This is a genomic window from Chamaesiphon sp. (assembly GCF_041737865.1).
Classification (GTDB): domain Bacteria; phylum Cyanobacteriota; class Cyanobacteriia; order Cyanobacteriales; family Chamaesiphonaceae; genus Chamaesiphon.
In genome coordinates, this window is the sequence record NZ_JBGSQZ010000093.1 from 13,416 (window position 1) to 32,642 (window position 19,227).

Sequence of the window (19,227 nt, forward strand, 5' to 3'; positions counted from 1 at the left end):
TTGCTAAGGATATCGTTGGCGTAGCATCTCGTTTCGAGCGGGTCTCGATCGACTAGATTGATGATGCTCTGAGATTGCCCACGAGCGGGCGAACTGATGCAATTGACTATCTAGTGCTAAAGACGGGAATTTTCGCTCTGACTGGCAGTGGCAACCTGAATTACTCAGGCACTAAACTTAATTAGTTATTGCTGTGTCACTAATATATTCCAAAACTCAGCTAATTCATCAAAAATTAGCTATTTGTTAAAAATTCCTGAATTTTATCTTATTACGTTATGTCCTCAACATCAATTTCGGCGATCGCTATCGAGATTCAAAACCAGCCAGGATGGGAAGGGGTGAGGGATTGGGGTCTTATCATCCAAGCGTGGGCTGATACTGTATCACCAGCTATTGCCGAGCGGAGCCGACCGAAATCGTACTCTAGAGGGATACTCACCATCGCTACCAATAGTTCTAGCCTTGCCCATCAGCTTACTTTTGGGAGACAAGCACTATGTCGGCAGTTAAACACCCGATTAATTGCGCCGATTGATGAGCTAAGGTTTGTTGCTGTAGGCTTTAATAGCTATAGTAGTACGCCTACCGCTACTACTAGCCAGTCTATACCTATTGACTCAGGGACAATTGTCATTTGTTCCCGTTGCAATTGTCGCGCTCGTGAAGGAGAGTTAGTCCGATGGGATGTCTGCCAGTTTTGTGCGATCGATTTAGGAAAGATCGGTGGAAAGTTCAAAATTTAAGCTGTGTGGTTTATAAATTTAAGGTATCTATCTTTTGGTAGATATAATCACTTTTAATAACAAGATAGATCGGCATCTTTGCAGTTACGATCTCGCTCGATCTCGATGGTCGATTCTCAGTTCTTAGCGATCCCTGGTGGTTTTAGGTACATTGCAAACAACATTGACTAGTACTAGGGATTTACGTATATTTACCGAATAACTCAATAAATATTGCTTTTGATAAACCGAATCTAAAGACAATATAAAGTTCTAATTAGCTTGGGGATCGCTAGAAGCTAGATGGGATAGACGATCGATGATACTTTTGACTAAATGGGGATCGGTGATAATAGTACACAGGAGGGAATTGAATTTGATGCCCTCCAAAAGTACCGCTGATGACTAACCAAAATTGTCTGACTTCTGTATGTCGCTACTGTCGTTTTTACCGACCTGAGGGAGTGCATGGAGGTGCCTGTCAGCAACTTGGGGTTTCCGTTCACAGTGATTGGAAAGCATGTCAGCTAGGTCTACCCGCCTTTGCCAACAGTTGGGAAAATGTCCAAGAGCTAGCAACTACAAATCGGCAGGTGGAGGTAATTGAGTCGCAAGCCGATCGACTCCACAGTGTCACGACTTTAGAATTAAGTGCCAGATCGATCGGTGTGAATAATTAAATTTAGTTGCGTAGGCTTGTCATTGCCTTGAACAGAGTGCAAGAATGTGAGTGATGCGATTATCCACTCTAGAATAGATCGAAGTTGGTAGTTACCAATGACAGAACCGATCGGCTCGATAACTTTATTGCCAGCGACTGATGCAACTCGAGAGGGAGCTTGGCTACAATCATCTCTAAAAATGTGGCTCGATCGAGAGTTCATCCCAGAGTCTATCAATGCCACGATCGCTCTTCGTGCTGCTCAGATCTACACTCGTCAGCGGATGGAAGGCGAAAACGATTTGGGCTGCCTTGTGATGGCGATCGTCACAGAGATGCAAGCCTTCAATTTTCAAGAAAGCTTTTTTGGTGAATTCACCGTCGCCAATGCTGTTAGCGATTTAATTTTAGATAGTCTTGGAATTGACAACCGTTGCTGTGGCAACCAATAATGAAAGAATATTGGTCGGGCGACCCGACCAGCAGGGGAATAGGTAAAAGTCCTATTACCCAATACTCCATGTTTACCAGCTAGATTTGACTACGCCAGGTAACAAGCCTTGATGTGCCCACTCGCGGAGGACGTTCCGCGACAACCCAAAGTCACGGTAATATCCACGGGGACGTCCAGTTACCCAGCAACGATTGTGCAACCGAGTACGGGCACTATCGCGAGGCAATTGTTGAATTTTGCGGTGAATCGCAAATCTTGCCTGGGGTGTAGCGGCACTTTTAAACTCTTCTAACAAAGCTTGCCGTTTATCTGCATATTTTGCTACTGTCAATTCGCGGTTTTTTTGCCGCTCGATCATGCTTTTCTTCGCCATGTGTCTAAAAATTCTCTATTTACAAAAAACCTGAGCGGCTCTTGTCGAGCTACGCATACGCGATTAGGCGGTGCGTTTGTGCGAACGCCAGTAAAGCGCATTACAAGAGTGCCCAACACTCTATCATACACTACGTCGAGCTGATTTGTCTATACTTACTCCCCTAGCAGTGGCAGATTAGGCAAAATCTCCGCTACCAAAATCGGGATTCAAACATCCAACCTCATCAGCCCTTTACCCTTAGTCTCTAACAACTCACAACTAATTTAATTTAGATCTATTTTTCGATCTGATTTCGATCGCTTACTGTGATAAGTTGGGTATGCTAAATCATAACCACACCTTATTGCCTACTGAAATATTGATATATATGGTACACCCGATCTCTTATTGGTGTCCGCACAGATCTCGATCTCTATATCTGTAGGTGATTTCCAGTATTCTCAGCAATTTGCAGAGCACAATCGGAAAAATAGCTTCAATCTAGCTTCATCAGTACAAAGACTGACTAAATTGTGGCGGTTGGCAAAATGATGGATTGACTAAATCACAGTTAAATCCTCAAGATTAAATTTCAGCCAAAGTTGAAACTTATTTAGCCAAAATCATTCATTACTCGTAAGTGAATATTTAGCAAACCCGTCGGCTTCAATTGCTACTCTGTTTTCTCGCAGCCTAAAACACTTGTCCTATTCGCAAGTATTTTGACTGTGAAAATTTTACGTTGACTTAATTATCCAATCTTGTATTTTGAATTGGTAGAAAATGCCTACTCTCGCTCCAGAATTCAGCTATCCTACGCTCCAACACCCCGATCGCCATGTTTGGGATTTTTGGTATCATTTCGCACCAGACACCGGAATTTTTCATTTATTTTATCTCAATGCCGATCGTGCGTTAGTCGCTGACGATAAGCATCACATGAGTTCGCAGGTAGGATATGCCACTACCAAAGATTTTTTGACGATCGATTGGATTAGCGATCGAGTATTGGGTGCCGATCCTCATGGCTGGGACGATACCTCAATTTGGAGTGGGGATATTATCAAAATTCAAGGTGGATTTTTGATGTTTTATACATCTAGAAATCAAGCAACACATGATGGAATGACACAGAATGTCGGCGTAGCATTTACTCACCATATTCAGAGCTTCGATCGCTGGTTTCGGATTCCGAGTGTGCGGATTCAACCCAATGCTCCATACGAGCTTCAGCATGTTCCTGAAGATCTTACCATTCACGCTTGGCGCGATCCATTTTTATTCCGCCACCAAGAACAAATTTATATGTTGCTATCGGCGAAAGACCCGAATAAACCATTAGGAAAAAAGGGTTCGGTAGCTCTGCTCAAAGCTAAAAATAATAGCTTTGAAGATTGGGAATGTCTACCTTCAATTTGCCAACCTGGCTTTTATGCAGAGATGGAAGTGCCTCAATTATATCGCACTAAATCTGATGACTATGCGCTGGTATATAGCACATGGGCAAAATATGATTTTGCACCTAATACTCAACAAAGCGGTGGGTTACAGGGTCTTTTCTCATCATCTTTATTTGATTTTGCAGCAGTCAATCCTACAGTTTTATTGCCCGAAACTTCGCAACTTTATGCTTGTAGAATCATCCCCGAACTCAATGGGGAAATAGTGGGTTTTGACATCACTACTGGTGGTATTCGTCGCAGTGGTGTTCAGACTGGTTTACGACATGTCGATCGAGATTTTAGTAGTTACTCGATCGATATGTGATCCCAAACGGGTTTTATAAATTGTGTAAACATTGGCTGGTGGGCATTGCCCACCTAGCCCTTTCAATACGGATAAGATCCCAAACCCTAAAGCCCAAAACCTAACGCCTAAACCCCTACAGATTCCCGTTCCATCTCTGAGGTGTATTGCCCGATGCTAGCTGCGCCATTGAGTTTTACTCGGTGGGATAGAAGCTGTTGAGCGATGGGGATGTTGGCATCGTCACCGTGCCAATAATCGAGTGCGGGTTGTTGGATTGCACGGGCATAAGAGAACGTTATCGCCCACGGACATTGAGAGCCAAACTGAGTATGGATGGTGTTTAGATGTGCTGTCGCGCGTTCGTTGCTTTGTCCGCCAGATAGAAAGGCGATACCTGGGACTGTCACAGGCACATTATTTCGCAGACAGCGCACTGTCATTTCGGCAACCTGTTCGACGGACGCTTGAATTCGACAATTTTCGCCAGAAATTACCATACTGGGCTTGAGGATCATTTTGTCGAACTCCACCCGATTTAGCCTCAGTTGCTCGAAGACGATTTGTAAGGTGCGCTCGGTGACTTCGTAACAACGATCGATCGAATGTTCGCCATCAATTAGCACTTCGGGTTCTACCATTGGCACTAGCCCTCCGGCTTGACAAATAGCAGCATATCGTGCTAAGGCATGAGCATTGGCAACCAAACAAGTCTCACTAGGAATGTTGGTGTCGATGGCGATGACAGCCCGCCATTTGGCAAACCGAGCACCCATTTGATAATACTCGGCAATGCGATCGCGCAATCCATCTAACCCCTCTGTCACCTTTTCGCCTTCACAACCTGCGAGATCCTGGGCACCAAGATCGACTTTAATGCCTGGAATCATCCCAGCTTCCTGCATCACTCGCACGAACGGAATGCCTGCCTGAGTCGATTGTCGAATCGTCTCATCAAACAAAATTGCACCACTAATATATTTAGCTAAATCTGGTGTCGTGAGAATCAACTCCCGATATGTGCGGCGACGCTCCTCAGTTGTGGGAATTCCTAGTTTCTCAAATCGTCGATCGCAGGTGGCTTTACTCTCATCCATTGCTAAAATGCCTTTACCAGGTGCAACCATCGCTGCTGCGGTAGCGATCAATTCCTGGGCGTATGTACTCATAGGTTAATCCTCGTCACAAATGGGTATAACAATAGTCTAGTAACTTTGAGACAGTGATGCGACCTACACGTTTTACTCATACTACAGAACCACGCAGATGATAAACTAAGTTATCGTGAGACTATATTTGCAATTTAGGATTGCTCACTTGCACCAGTGGTTCGCGCCCTGGAACCATCTCTACGTGAACGCTGCTCAACAGGCTACCGATATCACCCTCGCTAGTAAAATTGCCTCCGCCGTTAGTCTGTTTCGGAGTGAGTTTCCCGATGCAAAAGTAGATCTCAAGCCGTGGGCTGAAGATATCGATACCCAAGAGTTAGTCGATCCTGATTCGATCGATTTTTGCTTTCATTTTCCTGGCTGGAGTCGGCGGTGGCAAAGTCGGAGTGTTTTAGTTCAGATTCGGTTTTGTGCAGACGCAATGACAATTGTTGATGACACTTTTGAGCCGACTGCACGCAATGTGATTGGTTTGGAAGTTGCTGGCTTTGATTTTAGAGGTAAGCAGTGGCGGCTATCAACTGTTAATGATTGGCAATTTGAAGGTGTTCAGCCACAACCAGAAATAGCTGATAAGTTAAAACAATTTTGTCGTCAAATTTTTGAATTGTTTAGCTCATAAATAAAGCAAATGATTTTTTGTGATGGTCTATACATAAATCGATCTCTAAATCTTACTACACGCTCGAAGATTATATTTTTATAGAGAATATTCGTACTCGATCTTCAAACTAGAGTTTTGGCAAATCAAAAGCCACAGCGATGGCGGTCTCAACTGTGTAGATCGATTCAGCAGAGCTGACGCTTCGCGAACGAGTGCAGCCCAAGCTAGCAGCCGAATTGAAGCCGATATCCACTAGTTAGATTTGAATTAGTGGTGAGAAAATAAATACTATTAGGGCGATATCTTGTATACTGAACGAATTCTGGTGTTCGGCTTAATTTGTTAACCTCAATTTCTACCCCGTAGTAATTCCTACCTAATCTATGCGTATAAACACACCTCTGAGGCTTTTAGTCATTACTGGTGCATTTTTAAGTGCTAAAACTGCATTTGCCCAAAATTCGTTTTCATCAGAGCAAGTTTTAGTAGCAAGCAATACACTAAAAACTCAATTGTTGAGCATGAATCGGCTGGCTACTGCTACTATCGATCCCCAAGCCTTAACTGCTGACCAAGATACTAGCAAACAAACTGGTGAGATCGATCGTCGGTTTGGATTTGATGATGATAGTAGTGCTGATCCAGCCCTACCCAGTTATCAGCGATTGAGCGCACGTCCGACTCAATCGAGTGTGTTTTCCAGTGATGTGGCAACTCTAGGTAACAATCCTAAAATTAGTGTCTTACCAAGCCAACTTCCCGAAAATTCGATCGAAATTGCCGTACCAAACCGCGTTCAATCGGAAGCCTCGATCGAAATTCCCGTTCCGTTCCCACGTACCCAGATAATTAAAGTACAGCCTGTGACACGGTTGCCGCGTGTATCTATCAGAACAAATATCCCGACTGTTAGTGCAATTCCTACCGTCCGTACTGGAGCGGGCATCGTGCCAGTATTTAAGCCTACTTTTGCGACCAATAATCTCAACCAGGCAAGTTCAAACTTCATCTATCCGTTGATGAATCCTGCACGAGTCACTTCTCGCTTTGGCTGGCGGACACACCCACTTTCCGGAACCCGTCGCTTTCACTCGGGGATTGATATTGGCGCACCCACAGGTACACCTGTAGTTGCTACCGGAACTGGGACGGTGATTTCGGCAGGTTGGAATGGTGGCTATGGTAAAGCAATTATCATCCAGCATAATGACGTTCAGCAGACGCTCTACGGTCATCTCTCACAGATATCTGTTCAACCAGGGCAAGTAATCGAGCAAGGTACTGTCATCGGGCTAGTTGGTAGTACTGGTAACTCGACTGGGCCGCACCTACATTTTGAAACTAGGATGCCCAATGGCGATAAGTGGGTCGCGATCGATCCTAGTGAAGATATCCAGTATGCTGTCGATAATCTCCGTCGATCGATGCCATTTGCACGCAAAGACCTGCCCCAGGGACTATAAAATATTTGCACGTCAGAACTTGTTAAGATAGTAGACTCGTGAATATCGCTCAATTGTTATGACAGTCAAACCAGAATGGTTGCGGGTAAAAGCACCGCAGTGGGAACGTGTTGGTAATGTCAAAGATATCCTCCGCGACTTGCAGCTCAACACTGTCTGCGAAGAAGCTTCTTGCCCGAATATTGGAGAATGCTTTAGTGCAGGAACAGCTACATTCCTGATTATGGGGCCTGCTTGTACCCGTGCTTGTCCCTATTGCGATATCGATTTTGAGAAAAAACCCCAAGCTCTAGATCCGACTGAACCAATTCGGCTGGCGGAAGCTGTCAAACGACTCAATCTCAAGCACGTCGTGATCACCTCGGTGAATCGTGACGATCTAGCCGATGGGGGTGCGGGTCAATTTGTGCTATGTATCCAAGCTGTACGCGCCCTGTCACCCAAAACAACGATCGAGGTACTGATACCAGATCTATGTGCCAATTGGCAAGCGTTGGAGACGATTTTAGACGCAGAGCCAGAAGTGCTCAATCATAATACCGAAACTATTCCCAGACTATATCGGCGTGTGCGTCCCCAGGGCGACTATCAGCGTTCGTTGGCAGTCTTGGCTAGATCGCGGGCGTATACTCCTAGCGTTTATACTAAATCAGGGATTATGGTTGGTTTAGGCGAAACTGATGAAGAAGTTCGCCAAACGATGCGCGATCTGCGATCGGTAGACTGCGATATCATCACGATCGGGCAATATCTTCAACCCTCAGCGAAACATCTGGGAGTGGCAGAATTTGTTACCCCGCTGCAATTTGACGCTTGGCGGGTATATGGTGAGGAGATCGGCTTCCTGCAAGTAGTTTCGACACCACTGACTCGCAGTTCTTATCATGCTGAGGAGGTACAGAAGTTGATGGTTAAGTATCCGCGAAAGTAGGTAGATGCAATCACTTAGCAGATAGATTATGCCTGAAATCAGCAACGCCTGAAATCTAACTGGTGGGCAGTGCCCACCCTACTACTACAACTTTAAAATCTAAAATCTAAAACCTAAAGCCTAATTCCTAATTCCTAATTCCTAAAGCCTTCCTATGTTCGATCGAATTATAATTGTAGGTGCGGGTGCATGGGGTGGGGCGTTAGCGGATTTGACGCGGATTAATGGTGGTGAACCGTTAATTTGGTCGCGAAATTGCGATCGTCAGTTAGCCGAGATGGTATGTCAACAAACGGCAATTATTTCGGCGGTGTCGATGTCGGGTGTTCGGGCAGTTATCGCACAATTGGCTGGATCGATCGATCCACATCAAATTATTGTGACAGCGACAAAAGGATTGGATGCTCAAACTAATTTGACACCCGCACAGCTCTGGCATCAGGCTTTTCCGCTCAACCCGATTGTTGTCTTATCGGGGCCGAATTTGTCTCTGGAAATTCAGCAAGGATTACCTGCGGCAACTGTAGTTGCTAGTGATGATGTGGACGCTGCTAATACCATTCAAGAGATATTTTCTTCGCCTAAATTTCGAGTTTATACTAATGACGATCCTGTAGGTGTAGAAATTGCGGGTACAGTCAAAAACGTCATTGCGATCGCCGCAGGTACTTGTGATGGTTTAAAATTAGGAAATAATGCTAAATCTGCCCTGTTGACACGAGGATTGGCGGAAATTGTGCGGATCGGTCAATATTGGGGCGGGAAAACTGAAACCTTTTATGGGCTATCGGGTTTGGGCGATCTTTTGGCTACCTGCAATAGTCCTCTGAGTCGAAATTATCAGGTTGGTTATGGGTTAGCACAAGGGAAAACTTTGGATGAAGTTTTAGCTAATTTACAAGGAACAGCCGAAGGGATAAATACAACTAAAGTATTAGTTAAAATTGCCGACCGTCATCAGATTTATATGCCGATTACCGGATTAGTCGATCGATTGTTGGCAGGTACAATTACAGCTCCAGAAGCGATCGTGGCATTGATGTCACGCGATCGCAAATCAGAATATTAGATTGGTGGATGGTGGTTAGAGGTAGGGTGTGTTAGGCACAAGCCGTAACGCAAGCTACCCTTTATCAACTTCGGCATCGGCTTCGCTCATTACATGCCATCCACCATTCACCATCCACCATCCACCATCCACCATTCCCTAAAATGGAAGATTCAGAAAATCTAGCAGATGCGATCGCGAATTTTAATACGATCCAGTCAGAGCGAAACTATCAACAAGCTCAGGATACTTTGCGGCGAATGTTAGTAAATCTAGATCTGAGTCAACGTGAAAGATCTGGATTAGAATCAGAGATTGCCGAACTGAGTAATATGCTGATCAAACTCGATCGAGCGGTGTTTCAAGTAGCTGTATTTGGGATGGTAGGTAGAGGTAAATCTTCACTATTAAATGCTTTGATCGGGCAAGAAGTATTTCAAGCGGGTGTTCTACATGGGGTGACGAAAGAACGCCAGCAAGTCGTCTGGGAAATCGATAATTGGCAAGATCAATTCGATCTCGACAAAGATACTCCGGCTACTTTACAAGAAGCGATCGAATTTATCGATACGCCTGGGATTGATGAAGTTGAGGGTGAGCAGCGTCAAATCCTCGCTCATGAAATTGCGCTTCGAGTAGATTTGATTCTATTTATTATTGCTGGCGATATCAGCGAGCTTGAATTGCAAACCCTCTCACAACTGCGAAGTGCGGGTAAACCGATTTTATTGGTATTTAATAAAGTCGATCGCTATCCCGATCGCGATAAACTAGCGATCTATGCCAAGATTCGGGATGAGCGAGTCAAAGAAATTCTCAGCCCGAGTGAGATTATCATGGTAGCGGCGGCTCCCGTGACGATGCGGGCAGCCGCGCGGGAAGATGGGAGTATGGGCATCAGTTATCATCCTGGTACTCCCCAAGTAGCCGCATTGAAGTCGCGGATCGTTGAGATTTTGCAACGTGAAGGTAAATCTTTAGCCGCTCTCAATGCCATGTTAGCAGCCGATCGGATTCAAAAACAGACGATCGATCGCAAGCTGGATCGGCGTGAGGAAGCAGCCAATGATATGATCTGGCAATTTGTGATGAGTAAAGCGATCGCGATTGCTCTCAATCCGTTTACTGCTGCGGATATTATCGCAGGTGCAGCGATCGATATTGGGATGATTATCCGACTATCTAAATTCTACGGGATGCCGATGACTCGATCTGGTGCGACGGGACTGCTCCAGAGTATCGCCATCGGCATGGGAGGGATTACCGTTAGTGAATTGGTGGCAAAATTAGGATTGAGCGGTATCAAAGGCTTACTCGCCCTGCTTGCACCTGCGACGGGCGGAATCAGTATCGCCCCTTACACCGCCGTCGCCCTGACTCAGGCTAGTATTGCAGGAGTCTCCACTTATGCGATCGGACAAGTCACCAAAACTTACCTAGCTAATGGTGCTTCTTGGGGTGAGGATAGCCCTAAAGCAGTCATCGCCCAAATTCTTGTTACCATTGATAAACACTCGATCGTCGATCGAATCAAACAGGAATTAGGGAGTAGGCTTTAGGCTTTAGGCTTTAGGCTTTAGGCTTTAGGAGTTAGGAGTTAGGCTTTAGTCTTTAGGTTTTGAGTATTGTCTAACGTAAGTGTTTTCCTAGTTAGATAAACCGATACCTAGCTCTATCAAATGTTTAGCCTAATCCCTAATCCCTAAATCCTAATTCCTAAAGCTCCCTAAAGCCTAAAGCCTAACCCCTAATATAGATGCCTGTTTTTGAACAATCAATTCAAATTAGAGCAAGTGCCACAGCAGTAGATAAATGTATCACTGACTTGGAATTAATGCAGCGATGGCTCAATCCGATCCTCAAGTGCGAACCTAAGGGATTGTGGCAAACTAGTGTTGGTAGTAAAAGTAAATTTATCATTCAGATTCCGGTAATTAAACCAACATTAAATAATGTGGTGATAGCGCGAGAACCTGGGTTAATTATTTGGGGATTTGATGGATTTTTTAAAGGTAGCGATCGCTGGGAATGTCAGCCAAATGAGCGCGGTACGGTATTAATCAATCAGTTTAACTTTAATATTCCCAATCGATTAATCGCTTGGGGGTTCGATCGATTTGCAGCCAAATGGACAAAGGTAGATATGGAAGCTCAGTTGCGTCGCATCAAAATAGTTGCCGAAGAGCTGCACCACAGTTTTGGTGACTAAAGTATTTTGAGTTATTCCCCAATAGATTGTAAGAAACTTAATGCTGAAGCATCGATTTTACCAAAATGAATTGCTCCAGCCACATTCCAATTTTCTAGAGATCTTACTAACCAAGGCACGCCCTTACATTGCGAAGATTCATAATGATTGAATAAAATCGATAATCTACTCTCTAATAAAGGTTTAACTTTTTGACAGATCAAGACTACCTTTAGTAGTAATCCAGTTGTAAAAACCGCACCTAAATTACTAATCATATCCATGAAAACGAAATGCTGCGGGTTACTGGGACTTTCCACAACTAAATGGTTGAGAACGTGAGTACAAGTCCTGAGTAAGCCAAGTTCATCGAGCCGTTGATTATCTCGATCGGGTAAAATAGCGTCGATAGTTTTGTACAAGCGATCGTTAAAACTGCGCTTGCCATAACTACTATCCACACCAGAAACTATATAATCATACAAGTCTCCCTTAAATGTTTTAATGATTGGCTGCATCTGGAGATGCGACACAAAACCACGAGATAAATCCTGGTAGGTAGCATCACCTTCAGCTTTACCTGCAAATTGTCCAAATGCCATTCCTAATTCTTTGGTAGATAGCAAAGTAGGATTAATCACCGATGGTAAATTATTAGCAGCATCCTGCCCTAATTGAGCTTTAATCCGCGATCGTCTAACTTGATAAGTAAGATAGTGGGATAGATTTGTCTCCTGCTGTTTACGCAACCCTCGCTGTACTCGTTTGATCGTCTCAACATTTTCAAAAGTGCGTTCTTCTGAGACAAGCGAGTGTTCATATAAATAAGGGTAGCGATTGATTAATGTCCCAAGTTGTCGTTCGCCGATAGTATCTTTGGCAGAGGTAGTACCATTGAGAACTTCGTTTAACCGTTTGAGCTTGGGATAGTCATCACCTTGGAGATATAACTGAAGCAATTGGCGCAGACGACGAACGACTCTAGAATAAGTCATCCGTACGTCATTGAGATTAGCCAACATTGCAACTAGACTAGCAATTGGTACTTGCCCAGAGGGTTGCATTTGCCAGTGATTGACGAGAATATAACAACAACGATTGATAATCAACGGGAAATTCTGCTCGGCAGTTCTTTCAAATGCTAATGTTTCGATCGTCGTCCAGATCCGGTTGTCAATATAATTGACACCCTCAATAAATAAACTCCGAAATCTTTCTAAGACTCTAACTGGTGTTTCAGTTCTTACGACATACAGAAAATGTTCGTAGACAATTTGCTCGATCCCACTGCCAGTTTTTTTTCCAATTGCAAACATATATTAGTCTCCATATCTATCTCTAGTGAATAATTACCGCAAATCAATTGAGATCGAGATCCTTGCGGGGAGGGTATGTGCGGCAATGATTAACATGGCATGACTGGTGTATACAAGGGCGTTGAGTAACCATATTGCCGATTGTACAGGGAGATCTAGATAGTGACTGTGAGATCGATCGCTCTTAACTTACCCATATTTAGACCCAATTCTGTCATCTTCACAAAAATTCCGCTTTATGTCGGTACCGATCGATGCTACTTTAAGCTGATAAACAGGCAAAAGTGCGCGTAATGGCTCAAGTCCAACTAAACACCGTCCAACTAGGCAAAAATAGTCATCCCCTAGTCATGCTCCACGGCTGGGGGCAAAATCTCCAATCCCTCCAACCGATGGGAGAATTACTCGCAACTCGATCGAATATCCACATTATCGATCTACCTGGTTTTGGCAAATCTCCACCACCGCCGGAAGATTGGGATACCAACCAGTATGCCGATCGAATTTATGAGTATTTGGCAGCAGAGGGGATTGAATCTGCCGATCTGTTGGGACATTCCTTTGGCGGGAGAGTCTCAATCCGTCTCGCTCACAAATATCCCCAAAAAGTCCGCTCCATCATATTGATTAATTCCGGCGGCTTACAACGTCAGCGTACCGCCAACCAATCCTTTCGCAGTCAATGGGTACGCACGCTCCGAAATACGTTCAAAATTTCGCCCCTCTATCGTAACGAACTCCTAACTTGGCATAGCCAAAAATACGGTTCTCACGACTATCTCAACGCTGGCGCACTCCGAGGGACCCTCGTCAAAACCGTCAGCGAAGATCTCACCGAAATTGCTCGACAAATCCCGCTCCCAGTGCTGTTGCTCTGGGGTGAAGCCGATACCGAAACCCCTGTAGAAATGGGACATCGCTATCACAGTCTCTTTGCCAACTCTGAGCTAATTACCATCCCCAACCGCGATCACTTCATGTTTCAAGCCGAAGGCTCTCACCTTTGCGCCTATTATATAGAAAAATTTCTCGCGCAATTATATAGGAAAGAGTCATAAATATGGTTTTTCTCACCCTACTCGCCATCATTCCGATCGTGGCGATCGTGTTAATTGTCTTATTTAATTCTAAATCTTAATAGATCGGCACAGATTTTTATCCTACCCCAACCCTGTGTCGTTGGCGTAGGCTCTCCCTCAGGAGAATCGCTAAATTTGTTTGAGTAGCGTAGTCTTTTACCCCACCCCAGCCCTCAAATGCTTACTACTATCTGCCTCATCATCATCTCCGCTACGACAATTATCTTTTTCACCCGCCGAGGATTGAGATACTTACGCTATTTCCAACAGGAAGAATACAACGGGACACGGTTTAAAGATTGGTTTCTAGAAAAATGTACTTTTGACAAAAAAGGCACCCTCATCGCTCTCACAGCCGCCGCATTGAGTAGATTTGTGAGTGGGGGAGATATGGTCATTTGCTTGGTAATTTGTCTGGTTGCCGCAGCGGTGTTAGTCTTGGTTGGGTTCCAAGAAGAAGATCCGCGCCAGGTGGGTAAAATTAAGCTGAAGATGACCGATCGAGCGACGGCGATTTATCACCTCGCGCTGGGTTTATACTCGATCGCCACAATCCTCATCATCACTGGCACATACGCCTTAGGAGCTGGAGACAGTATCTACATTTATTGGCTGGTTACGGTAGGTGTAATTCAATCCTCCCCGATCTGGATTGCGATCGCCAATGCCATTTTGTGGCCGAATGAACTCAAAAAACAACAGGCATTTCTCCAAGAAGCTAAAGATATCCTCGCCGACTATCAGCCCTACACGATCGGGATTACTGGTAGTTATGGTAAAACTAGTACCAAAGCTATCTTAGGGAGTATTCTCGAAGCGATCGAGCCGACTTTCTGGACTCCTGGTAGTATCAATACCGAAATGGGTATCACCCGCCAAATTCGGGAAAATCTCAAGCCCCAGCAGGAGCTTGCTATCATCGAGATGGGCGCGTATCACATCGGATCGATCGCCAAATTGTGCCGTTTCACCCCACCCAATGCCGGATTAGTCACCGCTGTCGGCGTGATGCACCTCGAACGCTTCGGTGGTGCGGAAAATATCTATAAGGCTAAATGCGAACTCGCCCAAGCCATTCCCGCCGATGGATTATTAGTCTGCAATGGTGACAATCCTGGCGCACGCAAAATGGCTACAGAATATCCTAAAGCTACTACCCTCCTCTACGGATTGGAACCAGCAGGACACCTTGACTGCTGGATGTCAGATATTAAGGCTAGTATGGACGGTACTACTTTTACTATTCATTGGCAAACCCAAGAATATCCAGGGTTTACCAAATTGCTGGGAGTCCCGATGCTCTCCAATCTCGTCGGCGCGTTTACGATGGCTTGTGCGCTCGGCAAAGATCCCGATTATGTCATCGCCGCAATTTATAATATCGAACCTGCTAATAGCCGCCTCAACTTACGGAAAAATGGTGACGGTTTCATCCTCGATGACTCCTACAACTCTAACCCGATCGGGTTTGCCTCCGCGCTGGAAGTCCTCGAAGTCCTCGAAGGCGGACGCAAAATCTTGATGACACCAGGAATGGTAGAACTCGGCAATATTCAAGCCGAAGAAAACCGTCAGGTAGCTCTCAAAGCTGCCTCGATTTGCGATTTGGCACTTGTAATTGGCGAAACTAATAAAGCAGCTCTCAAAGCCGGACTGCTCGAAGGTGGTTTAGCTCCCGATAAGTTGATGGAGTTTCCCAACCGCGATCTGGCACTTGCCTACCTGACAAGTCCCGAACACCGTCAGGCAAAAGATCTGATTTTGATTGAAAACGATCTGCCCGATCTGTATGAATCGATCGCAGGGTTTTAGAATATTTAAATAACGTCAGTGCGGAATAAGTTTATGCGATCGTTAGCAACCAAACCATTCTTACTAGATATTCACAGCATCACCCTTCGCATTACCCACGAAGAATTCGAGAAACTGTGTCAAGATAACCCAGAATTGCGATTAGAGCTAACCGCGAACGGAGAATTAATTGCAATGCTACCAGTCGCACTAGAAAGTTCAGAGAAAAATGGAGATTTGTTTGGGGAAGTTTGGGCTTGGAATCGTCAAACCAGATCGGGGAGAGCTTTTGACTCATCTGGTGGCTTTACTCTGCCCAATGGAGCCGTCAGATCGCCAGATGTCACCTGGATTGGGAAACTAAAAGCCGATGAAATTCCTCGTGGGGTTACTTTTCCTGAGCTAGTCCCTGATTTTGTCATTGAATTACGATCTAAAAGTGACAGTCTCAAAACTCTGCGCGAAAAGATGGAGGAGTATCGATCGAATGGTGTGCGCCTGGGTTGGCTAATTAACTCCCAACAGCAGCAGGTAGAAATTTATCGATTGGAGCAGGAAGTAGAAATCTTGGAATCGCCCACCACATTGAGCGGGGAAGATGTTTTGCCTGGGTTCATGCTGGATTTAAGCTCGATTTTTTCAGCGTAGAGCGATTTCAGATCCCTAATTAGCTCGATCGAGAAATACTCACTACTACTAATTCTACTTGCTCGATCGAGAGTCATTGATAAAGACTCGATCGAGCATTTTTTAGATCTATTCAACCCTACAACACAAAGTAACTAGTTCCACAAGTACGGATCTCTAGATTGTGTAAATCTTATTCAGCAAGTACCCTCATTACAAGCATTAAGTAATTTCACTTAGTTAATCTTCGATCCAGTAGATTATTTTAAGTGTAATGGCTGGCTTTAGTCATAGTTGATACATTTCTCTAAGATATCCCACCCCGATCGTATTAATTTCTAAGATGATACACAAAATGAAACTAAAAAGAGTCGTAATGGCAGTAGGTTCGGGAGTTGCGCTGGCAACAATGGCAACGATTCCAGCTCAAGCTGTATTGCTTGTCACTCCCTCAGATAGTCCCACTACTCTAGTCAGCAACATCGTCGGATCTGGCATCACCACATCAAATCTTAGCTATACTGGTGCGGCAGGAGCTTCTGGAACATTTACTGGCGGAACATCTGCGGGGATTGGAATCGATGCGGGCATTATTCTAACTACTGGGAATGCTACTCTAGCCCCAGGACCTAACGATTCTCTGGAGGCGGGAGTAGATAATTTTTTGGGAGGTGATTCTAGCCTTGATTCAATCGCCGCCGGAGCTACCCAAGATGCAAGTGTTCTCAGCTTTGACTTTACTACAGATACGAATGATGTCTTCCTGAAGTTTATTTTTGCATCTGAAGAGTACCCTGAGTTTGTGAACCAAGGTTTTAGTGACGTGTTTGGTTTTTTTGTGGATGGCAAGAACATTGCCTTAGTACCTGGCACGACGACAGTAGTTTCGATCGATACGATTAACAATGGTTTTAATGATAATGGTATAGATGCCCAGAATCCCGGACTGTATAATGCCAATCCTGCTGGTGCTAATGGTCTTCAATATGATGGGTTCACTACTGCCATAACGGCGCAGGCTTTGGGACTCACTCCTGGAAACCACACGATTAAGCTAGCAATCGCCGATGTGGGTGACGGCTTTTACGATTCGGCTGTGTTCTTGAAGCTCAATAGCTTTTCTAGTACTAATCCAGATGCTACGGCAGTTCCCGAACCATTTACGATCGTTGGTACACTCATCGGTGGTACCGCAGCATTACGGATGAGAAAAAAACTCAAGGCTAGCAAAAAAGCGTAGTTGATTCAATGCCTGAAGGGATCGTCTATGCTCACCTTAAAGACACTGTAATTAATTGCGGTGTCTTTTTCGCGTTGTTGGCTGTCGGATTCAGTAAGATCTACGGATTGCAATAAAGATAAGCATTCGTCGATCCTAGTTGAGTTGTGAAGATCTACCAACTCTAACAAAGATCGAATCAACCTTAAAACCTTGCGATCGATGTTCACAGACCTACACTTACCAATTTGGCTCGATCGCTTGTCGATTTTAGATACTTTTATGACAGCATACAACTACATTCTAAGACGACCGATCGCACAAGTACGGATCTCTAGCTTGTGTATAGCTCATTTAACAGGTATCCTTAGTGGAAGCATTAAGTAATTTTGCTTAAATAATTCGCTAAAAATGTAAATTTTTTAAGTATAATGACTGATGCTAAATCTAATTAACACATTTTGTGAAATACCCCACCCCGATCGTGAAAATTAAATCTTTGGTATTGACCACAGGTATTGCTGTAACTGGCATCGTTGCCAGCGGAGCTTTTGCTCCAGCACAAGCTTTTACAATCTTTTTTGGTGAAGACACAGGTGCGAATAGTGGAGCCAGTCCTATTCCAAATTCGATCGCCGCAGAAGCTAGTTTTCTCTCCAAGCTTACTGGTACTGGAACTGAGACTTTTGAAGGTTTTGCCAACGGGGCTACAGCGTCAAACATCAACTTTCCAGGAGTAGGTACAGCAACAATTTCATCATCGACAGGTACAGTCGTCACAGGCGCAAATGGAGCAGGACGTTTCCCCGTTTTAGGGGACTTACAATTAAAAAATCATTCCAGCTTTGATTCTGGAATGTAGAAAATATCAACAAACCATTTACCAAGATTTAGTTGCTCACCTTGTACTTCTAAACAAGTTAATCGTTGAATTTGATTTTCCACCTCGGCCATCGCCTGTTTAGTAAGTTTGACACCAGTTTTATAGATTTCGGTGACAAGAGTAACCACAGGGTTCTGACCTTTCCATGTCATTGTTCGTGCGAAGTTTAACACTGTATCAATTTCATCTAAAATACTCCCATTCCAATGATTTTCGAGAATTCCCCAAGTTCTTTCAATTGGATTATATTTACTATGATAAGGTGGATAATAAGCCAGTCGGATATTTATACAATGTCTCTGGGCAAACTCAACAATTCGTTTCATAAACTGAGTACGGCGAGAATGATTCTCCGGTCCATTATCCTGATTAAGTAATAATGTCTTGACTTGAGGAAAACGCTTGTGATGCTCTAACCACCAAGACTCTAACACATCAACCATGAAGTCACTAGTCACTTTTGACGTGGTGAAATAGTAACATAATTCATCTAATTCTGGTAGGAAAATGCCATATGGTGTGACTTTTGCCTTTGGCTGAAAGTCGTGGTCATTACCTTCTGCATCTGCACGGGTCTTCCCCCCTCTGGAAAATTCACCAACCTTGACCGTCGCTTTCGCATCCAGTGATAACCTCAATATTGTCATTTTATCTTTTGATTTTTTGTTGACTATCTCTAAGTGACCGAAAATAGGATCGGTCATTTCAACTTTTTTAACGGTTTCGTTTTCCCCACTTTACTTGGATAGTATCCCAACTGATTCATTCGAGTCCGAATTGTTTCTTCGCTTGGTAATTCTTCTGTGTTGTATCCTTTTTGAGCTATCAATTGACGGCGAACTTCCGCCGTACTAATTCGAGTGTATAAACGATTTGTCTTAAACTTTGGATCTGTTTGGCTTTGACCATCCACTATATTTTTAATGTCAATTAGCAAGTTCGGTAAACGATCTTCTGTTAGCCTT

General features: G+C 44.3%; 18 protein-coding genes and 1 pseudogene. 15 read left to right on the forward strand and 4 right to left on the reverse strand.

Translation table 11 applies throughout. The features are described from left to right. The first annotated feature begins 278 nt into the window (after window positions 1–278). The 3 genes from ACEW9J_RS06565 to ACEW9J_RS06575 all read left to right on the forward strand — a co-directional run bounded on the left by ACEW9J_RS06565 (window position 279) and on the right by ACEW9J_RS06575 (window position 1,838). A complete protein-coding gene (locus ACEW9J_RS06565) occupies window positions 279–746 on the forward strand; it encodes a DciA family protein (protein ID WP_373544333.1) in 468 nt (155 codons plus the stop codon). 380 nt (window positions 747–1,126) lie between these two features. Continuing rightward, complete coding sequence (locus ACEW9J_RS06570; protein WP_373544334.1) at window positions 1,127–1,405, forward strand: hypothetical protein; 279 nt, start codon at window positions 1,127–1,129, stop codon at window positions 1,403–1,405. Between the two features lie 97 nt (window positions 1,406–1,502). Beyond that, window positions 1,503–1,838: a hypothetical protein gene (locus ACEW9J_RS06575; protein WP_373544335.1), complete on the forward strand. Its 336-nt coding sequence runs from the start codon at window positions 1,503–1,505 to the stop codon at window positions 1,836–1,838. 72 nt (window positions 1,839–1,910) lie between these two features. Here ACEW9J_RS06575 and rpsN read toward each other — a convergent pair whose 3' ends face one another. Continuing rightward, window positions 1,911–2,213: a 30S ribosomal protein S14 gene (gene rpsN / locus ACEW9J_RS06580; protein ID WP_373544336.1), complete on the reverse strand. Its 303-nt coding sequence runs from the start codon at window positions 2,211–2,213 to the stop codon at window positions 1,911–1,913. 765 nt (window positions 2,214–2,978) lie between these two features. Here rpsN and ACEW9J_RS06585 point away from each other — a divergent pair. Continuing rightward, window positions 2,979–3,962, forward strand: coding sequence for a beta-fructosidase (locus tag ACEW9J_RS06585; RefSeq protein ID WP_373544337.1), 984 nt, complete (start codon window positions 2,979–2,981; stop codon window positions 3,960–3,962). A 107-nt stretch (window positions 3,963–4,069) separates the two neighbouring features. Here the strand turns inward: ACEW9J_RS06585 and ACEW9J_RS06590 are convergent, their stop codons facing one another. Then, window positions 4,070–5,110, reverse strand: coding sequence for a class I fructose-bisphosphate aldolase (locus tag ACEW9J_RS06590; protein WP_373544338.1), 1,041 nt, complete (start codon window positions 5,108–5,110; stop codon window positions 4,070–4,072). Window positions 5,111–5,294: 184 nt separating this feature from the next. On the opposite strand from ACEW9J_RS06590, the gene ACEW9J_RS06595 reads away from it, so the two are divergent. The 6 genes from ACEW9J_RS06595 to ACEW9J_RS06620 all read left to right on the forward strand — a co-directional run bounded on the left by ACEW9J_RS06595 (window position 5,295) and on the right by ACEW9J_RS06620 (window position 11,368). Continuing rightward, the gene (locus ACEW9J_RS06595) at window positions 5,295–5,735 is read left to right on the forward strand and encodes a hypothetical protein (protein ID WP_373544339.1); all 441 of its coding nucleotides are present in this window, start codon (window positions 5,295–5,297) and stop codon (window positions 5,733–5,735) included. 365 nt (window positions 5,736–6,100) lie between these two features. Next, complete coding sequence (locus tag ACEW9J_RS06600; RefSeq protein WP_373544340.1) at window positions 6,101–7,180, forward strand: M23 family metallopeptidase; 1,080 nt, start codon at window positions 6,101–6,103, stop codon at window positions 7,178–7,180. A gap of 58 nt (window positions 7,181–7,238) precedes the next feature. Continuing rightward, on the forward strand, window positions 7,239–8,111 hold the full coding sequence (gene lipA / locus ACEW9J_RS06605) for a lipoyl synthase (protein ID WP_373544341.1): 873 nt from the start codon (window positions 7,239–7,241) through the stop codon (window positions 8,109–8,111). Between the two features lie 154 nt (window positions 8,112–8,265). After that, complete coding sequence (locus ACEW9J_RS06610; protein WP_373544342.1) at window positions 8,266–9,180, forward strand: NAD(P)H-dependent glycerol-3-phosphate dehydrogenase; 915 nt, start codon at window positions 8,266–8,268, stop codon at window positions 9,178–9,180. A gap of 143 nt (window positions 9,181–9,323) precedes the next feature. Beyond that, window positions 9,324–10,718: a DUF697 domain-containing protein gene (locus tag ACEW9J_RS06615; protein ID WP_373544343.1), complete on the forward strand. Its 1,395-nt coding sequence runs from the start codon at window positions 9,324–9,326 to the stop codon at window positions 10,716–10,718. A gap of 197 nt (window positions 10,719–10,915) precedes the next feature. Then, window positions 10,916–11,368 (forward strand): SRPBCC family protein, encoded by a 453-nt coding sequence (locus ACEW9J_RS06620; RefSeq protein WP_373544344.1) that lies wholly within the window; start codon window positions 10,916–10,918, stop codon window positions 11,366–11,368. Window positions 11,369–11,379: 11 nt separating this feature from the next. Here the strand turns inward: ACEW9J_RS06620 and ACEW9J_RS06625 are convergent, their stop codons facing one another. Beyond that, window positions 11,380–12,663, reverse strand: coding sequence for a hypothetical protein (locus ACEW9J_RS06625; RefSeq protein ID WP_373544345.1), 1,284 nt, complete (start codon window positions 12,661–12,663; stop codon window positions 11,380–11,382). A gap of 293 nt (window positions 12,664–12,956) precedes the next feature. On the opposite strand from ACEW9J_RS06625, the gene ACEW9J_RS06630 reads away from it, so the two are divergent. From ACEW9J_RS06630 to ACEW9J_RS06650, 5 genes are all read left to right on the forward strand, one after another. Further along, window positions 12,957–13,721, forward strand: a complete 765-nt coding sequence (locus ACEW9J_RS06630) for an alpha/beta fold hydrolase (protein WP_373544346.1) — start codon at window positions 12,957–12,959, stop codon at window positions 13,719–13,721. A 198-nt stretch (window positions 13,722–13,919) separates the two neighbouring features. Next, complete coding sequence (locus ACEW9J_RS06635) at window positions 13,920–15,554, forward strand: Mur ligase family protein (protein WP_373544347.1); 1,635 nt, start codon at window positions 13,920–13,922, stop codon at window positions 15,552–15,554. 33 nt (window positions 15,555–15,587) lie between these two features. Next, on the forward strand, window positions 15,588–16,181 hold the full coding sequence (locus ACEW9J_RS06640) for a Uma2 family endonuclease (RefSeq protein WP_373544348.1): 594 nt from the start codon (window positions 15,588–15,590) through the stop codon (window positions 16,179–16,181). A gap of 334 nt (window positions 16,182–16,515) precedes the next feature. After that, the gene (locus ACEW9J_RS06645) at window positions 16,516–17,400 is read left to right on the forward strand and encodes a choice-of-anchor L domain-containing protein (RefSeq protein ID WP_373544349.1); all 885 of its coding nucleotides are present in this window, start codon (window positions 16,516–16,518) and stop codon (window positions 17,398–17,400) included. A gap of 442 nt (window positions 17,401–17,842) precedes the next feature. After that, window positions 17,843–18,241 carry a hypothetical protein gene (locus ACEW9J_RS06650; RefSeq protein ID WP_373544350.1) on the forward strand — a complete coding sequence of 133 codons (399 nt, stop codon included), beginning with the start codon at window positions 17,843–17,845 and terminating at the stop codon, window positions 18,239–18,241. On the opposite strand, the pseudogene ACEW9J_RS06655 reads toward ACEW9J_RS06650, so the two are convergent. Continuing rightward, a pseudogene (locus tag ACEW9J_RS06655) lies at window positions 18,214–19,227 on the reverse strand (ISAzo13 family transposase); the annotation flags it as partial. The gene ACEW9J_RS06650 and the pseudogene ACEW9J_RS06655 sit on opposite strands and share 28 nt — an antisense overlap.

Coding starts and splice junctions, on each gene's coding strand:
- ACEW9J_RS06565 (WP_373544333.1), top strand. CDS start 279: ATGTCCTCAACATCAATTTCGGCGATCGCTATCGAGATTCAAAACCAG.
- ACEW9J_RS06570 (WP_373544334.1), top strand. CDS start 1,127: ATGACTAACCAAAATTGTCTGACTTCTGTATGTCGCTACTGTCGTTTT.
- ACEW9J_RS06575 (WP_373544335.1), top strand. CDS start 1,503: ATGACAGAACCGATCGGCTCGATAACTTTATTGCCAGCGACTGATGCA.
- rpsN (WP_373544336.1), bottom strand. CDS start 2,213: ATGGCGAAGAAAAGCATGATCGAGCGGCAAAAAAACCGCGAATTGACA.
- ACEW9J_RS06585 (WP_373544337.1), top strand. CDS start 2,979: ATGCCTACTCTCGCTCCAGAATTCAGCTATCCTACGCTCCAACACCCC.
- ACEW9J_RS06590 (WP_373544338.1), bottom strand. CDS start 5,110: ATGAGTACATACGCCCAGGAATTGATCGCTACCGCAGCAGCGATGGTT.
- ACEW9J_RS06600 (WP_373544340.1), top strand. CDS start 6,101: ATGCGTATAAACACACCTCTGAGGCTTTTAGTCATTACTGGTGCATTT.
- lipA (WP_373544341.1), top strand. CDS start 7,239: ATGACAGTCAAACCAGAATGGTTGCGGGTAAAAGCACCGCAGTGGGAA.
- ACEW9J_RS06610 (WP_373544342.1), top strand. CDS start 8,266: ATGTTCGATCGAATTATAATTGTAGGTGCGGGTGCATGGGGTGGGGCG.
- ACEW9J_RS06615 (WP_373544343.1), top strand. CDS start 9,324: ATGGAAGATTCAGAAAATCTAGCAGATGCGATCGCGAATTTTAATACG.
- ACEW9J_RS06620 (WP_373544344.1), top strand. CDS start 10,916: ATGCCTGTTTTTGAACAATCAATTCAAATTAGAGCAAGTGCCACAGCA.
- ACEW9J_RS06625 (WP_373544345.1), bottom strand. CDS start 12,663: ATGTTTGCAATTGGAAAAAAAACTGGCAGTGGGATCGAGCAAATTGTC.
- ACEW9J_RS06630 (WP_373544346.1), top strand. CDS start 12,957: ATGGCTCAAGTCCAACTAAACACCGTCCAACTAGGCAAAAATAGTCAT.
- ACEW9J_RS06635 (WP_373544347.1), top strand. CDS start 13,920: ATGCTTACTACTATCTGCCTCATCATCATCTCCGCTACGACAATTATC.
- ACEW9J_RS06640 (WP_373544348.1), top strand. CDS start 15,588: ATGCGATCGTTAGCAACCAAACCATTCTTACTAGATATTCACAGCATC.
- ACEW9J_RS06645 (WP_373544349.1), top strand. CDS start 16,516: ATGAAACTAAAAAGAGTCGTAATGGCAGTAGGTTCGGGAGTTGCGCTG.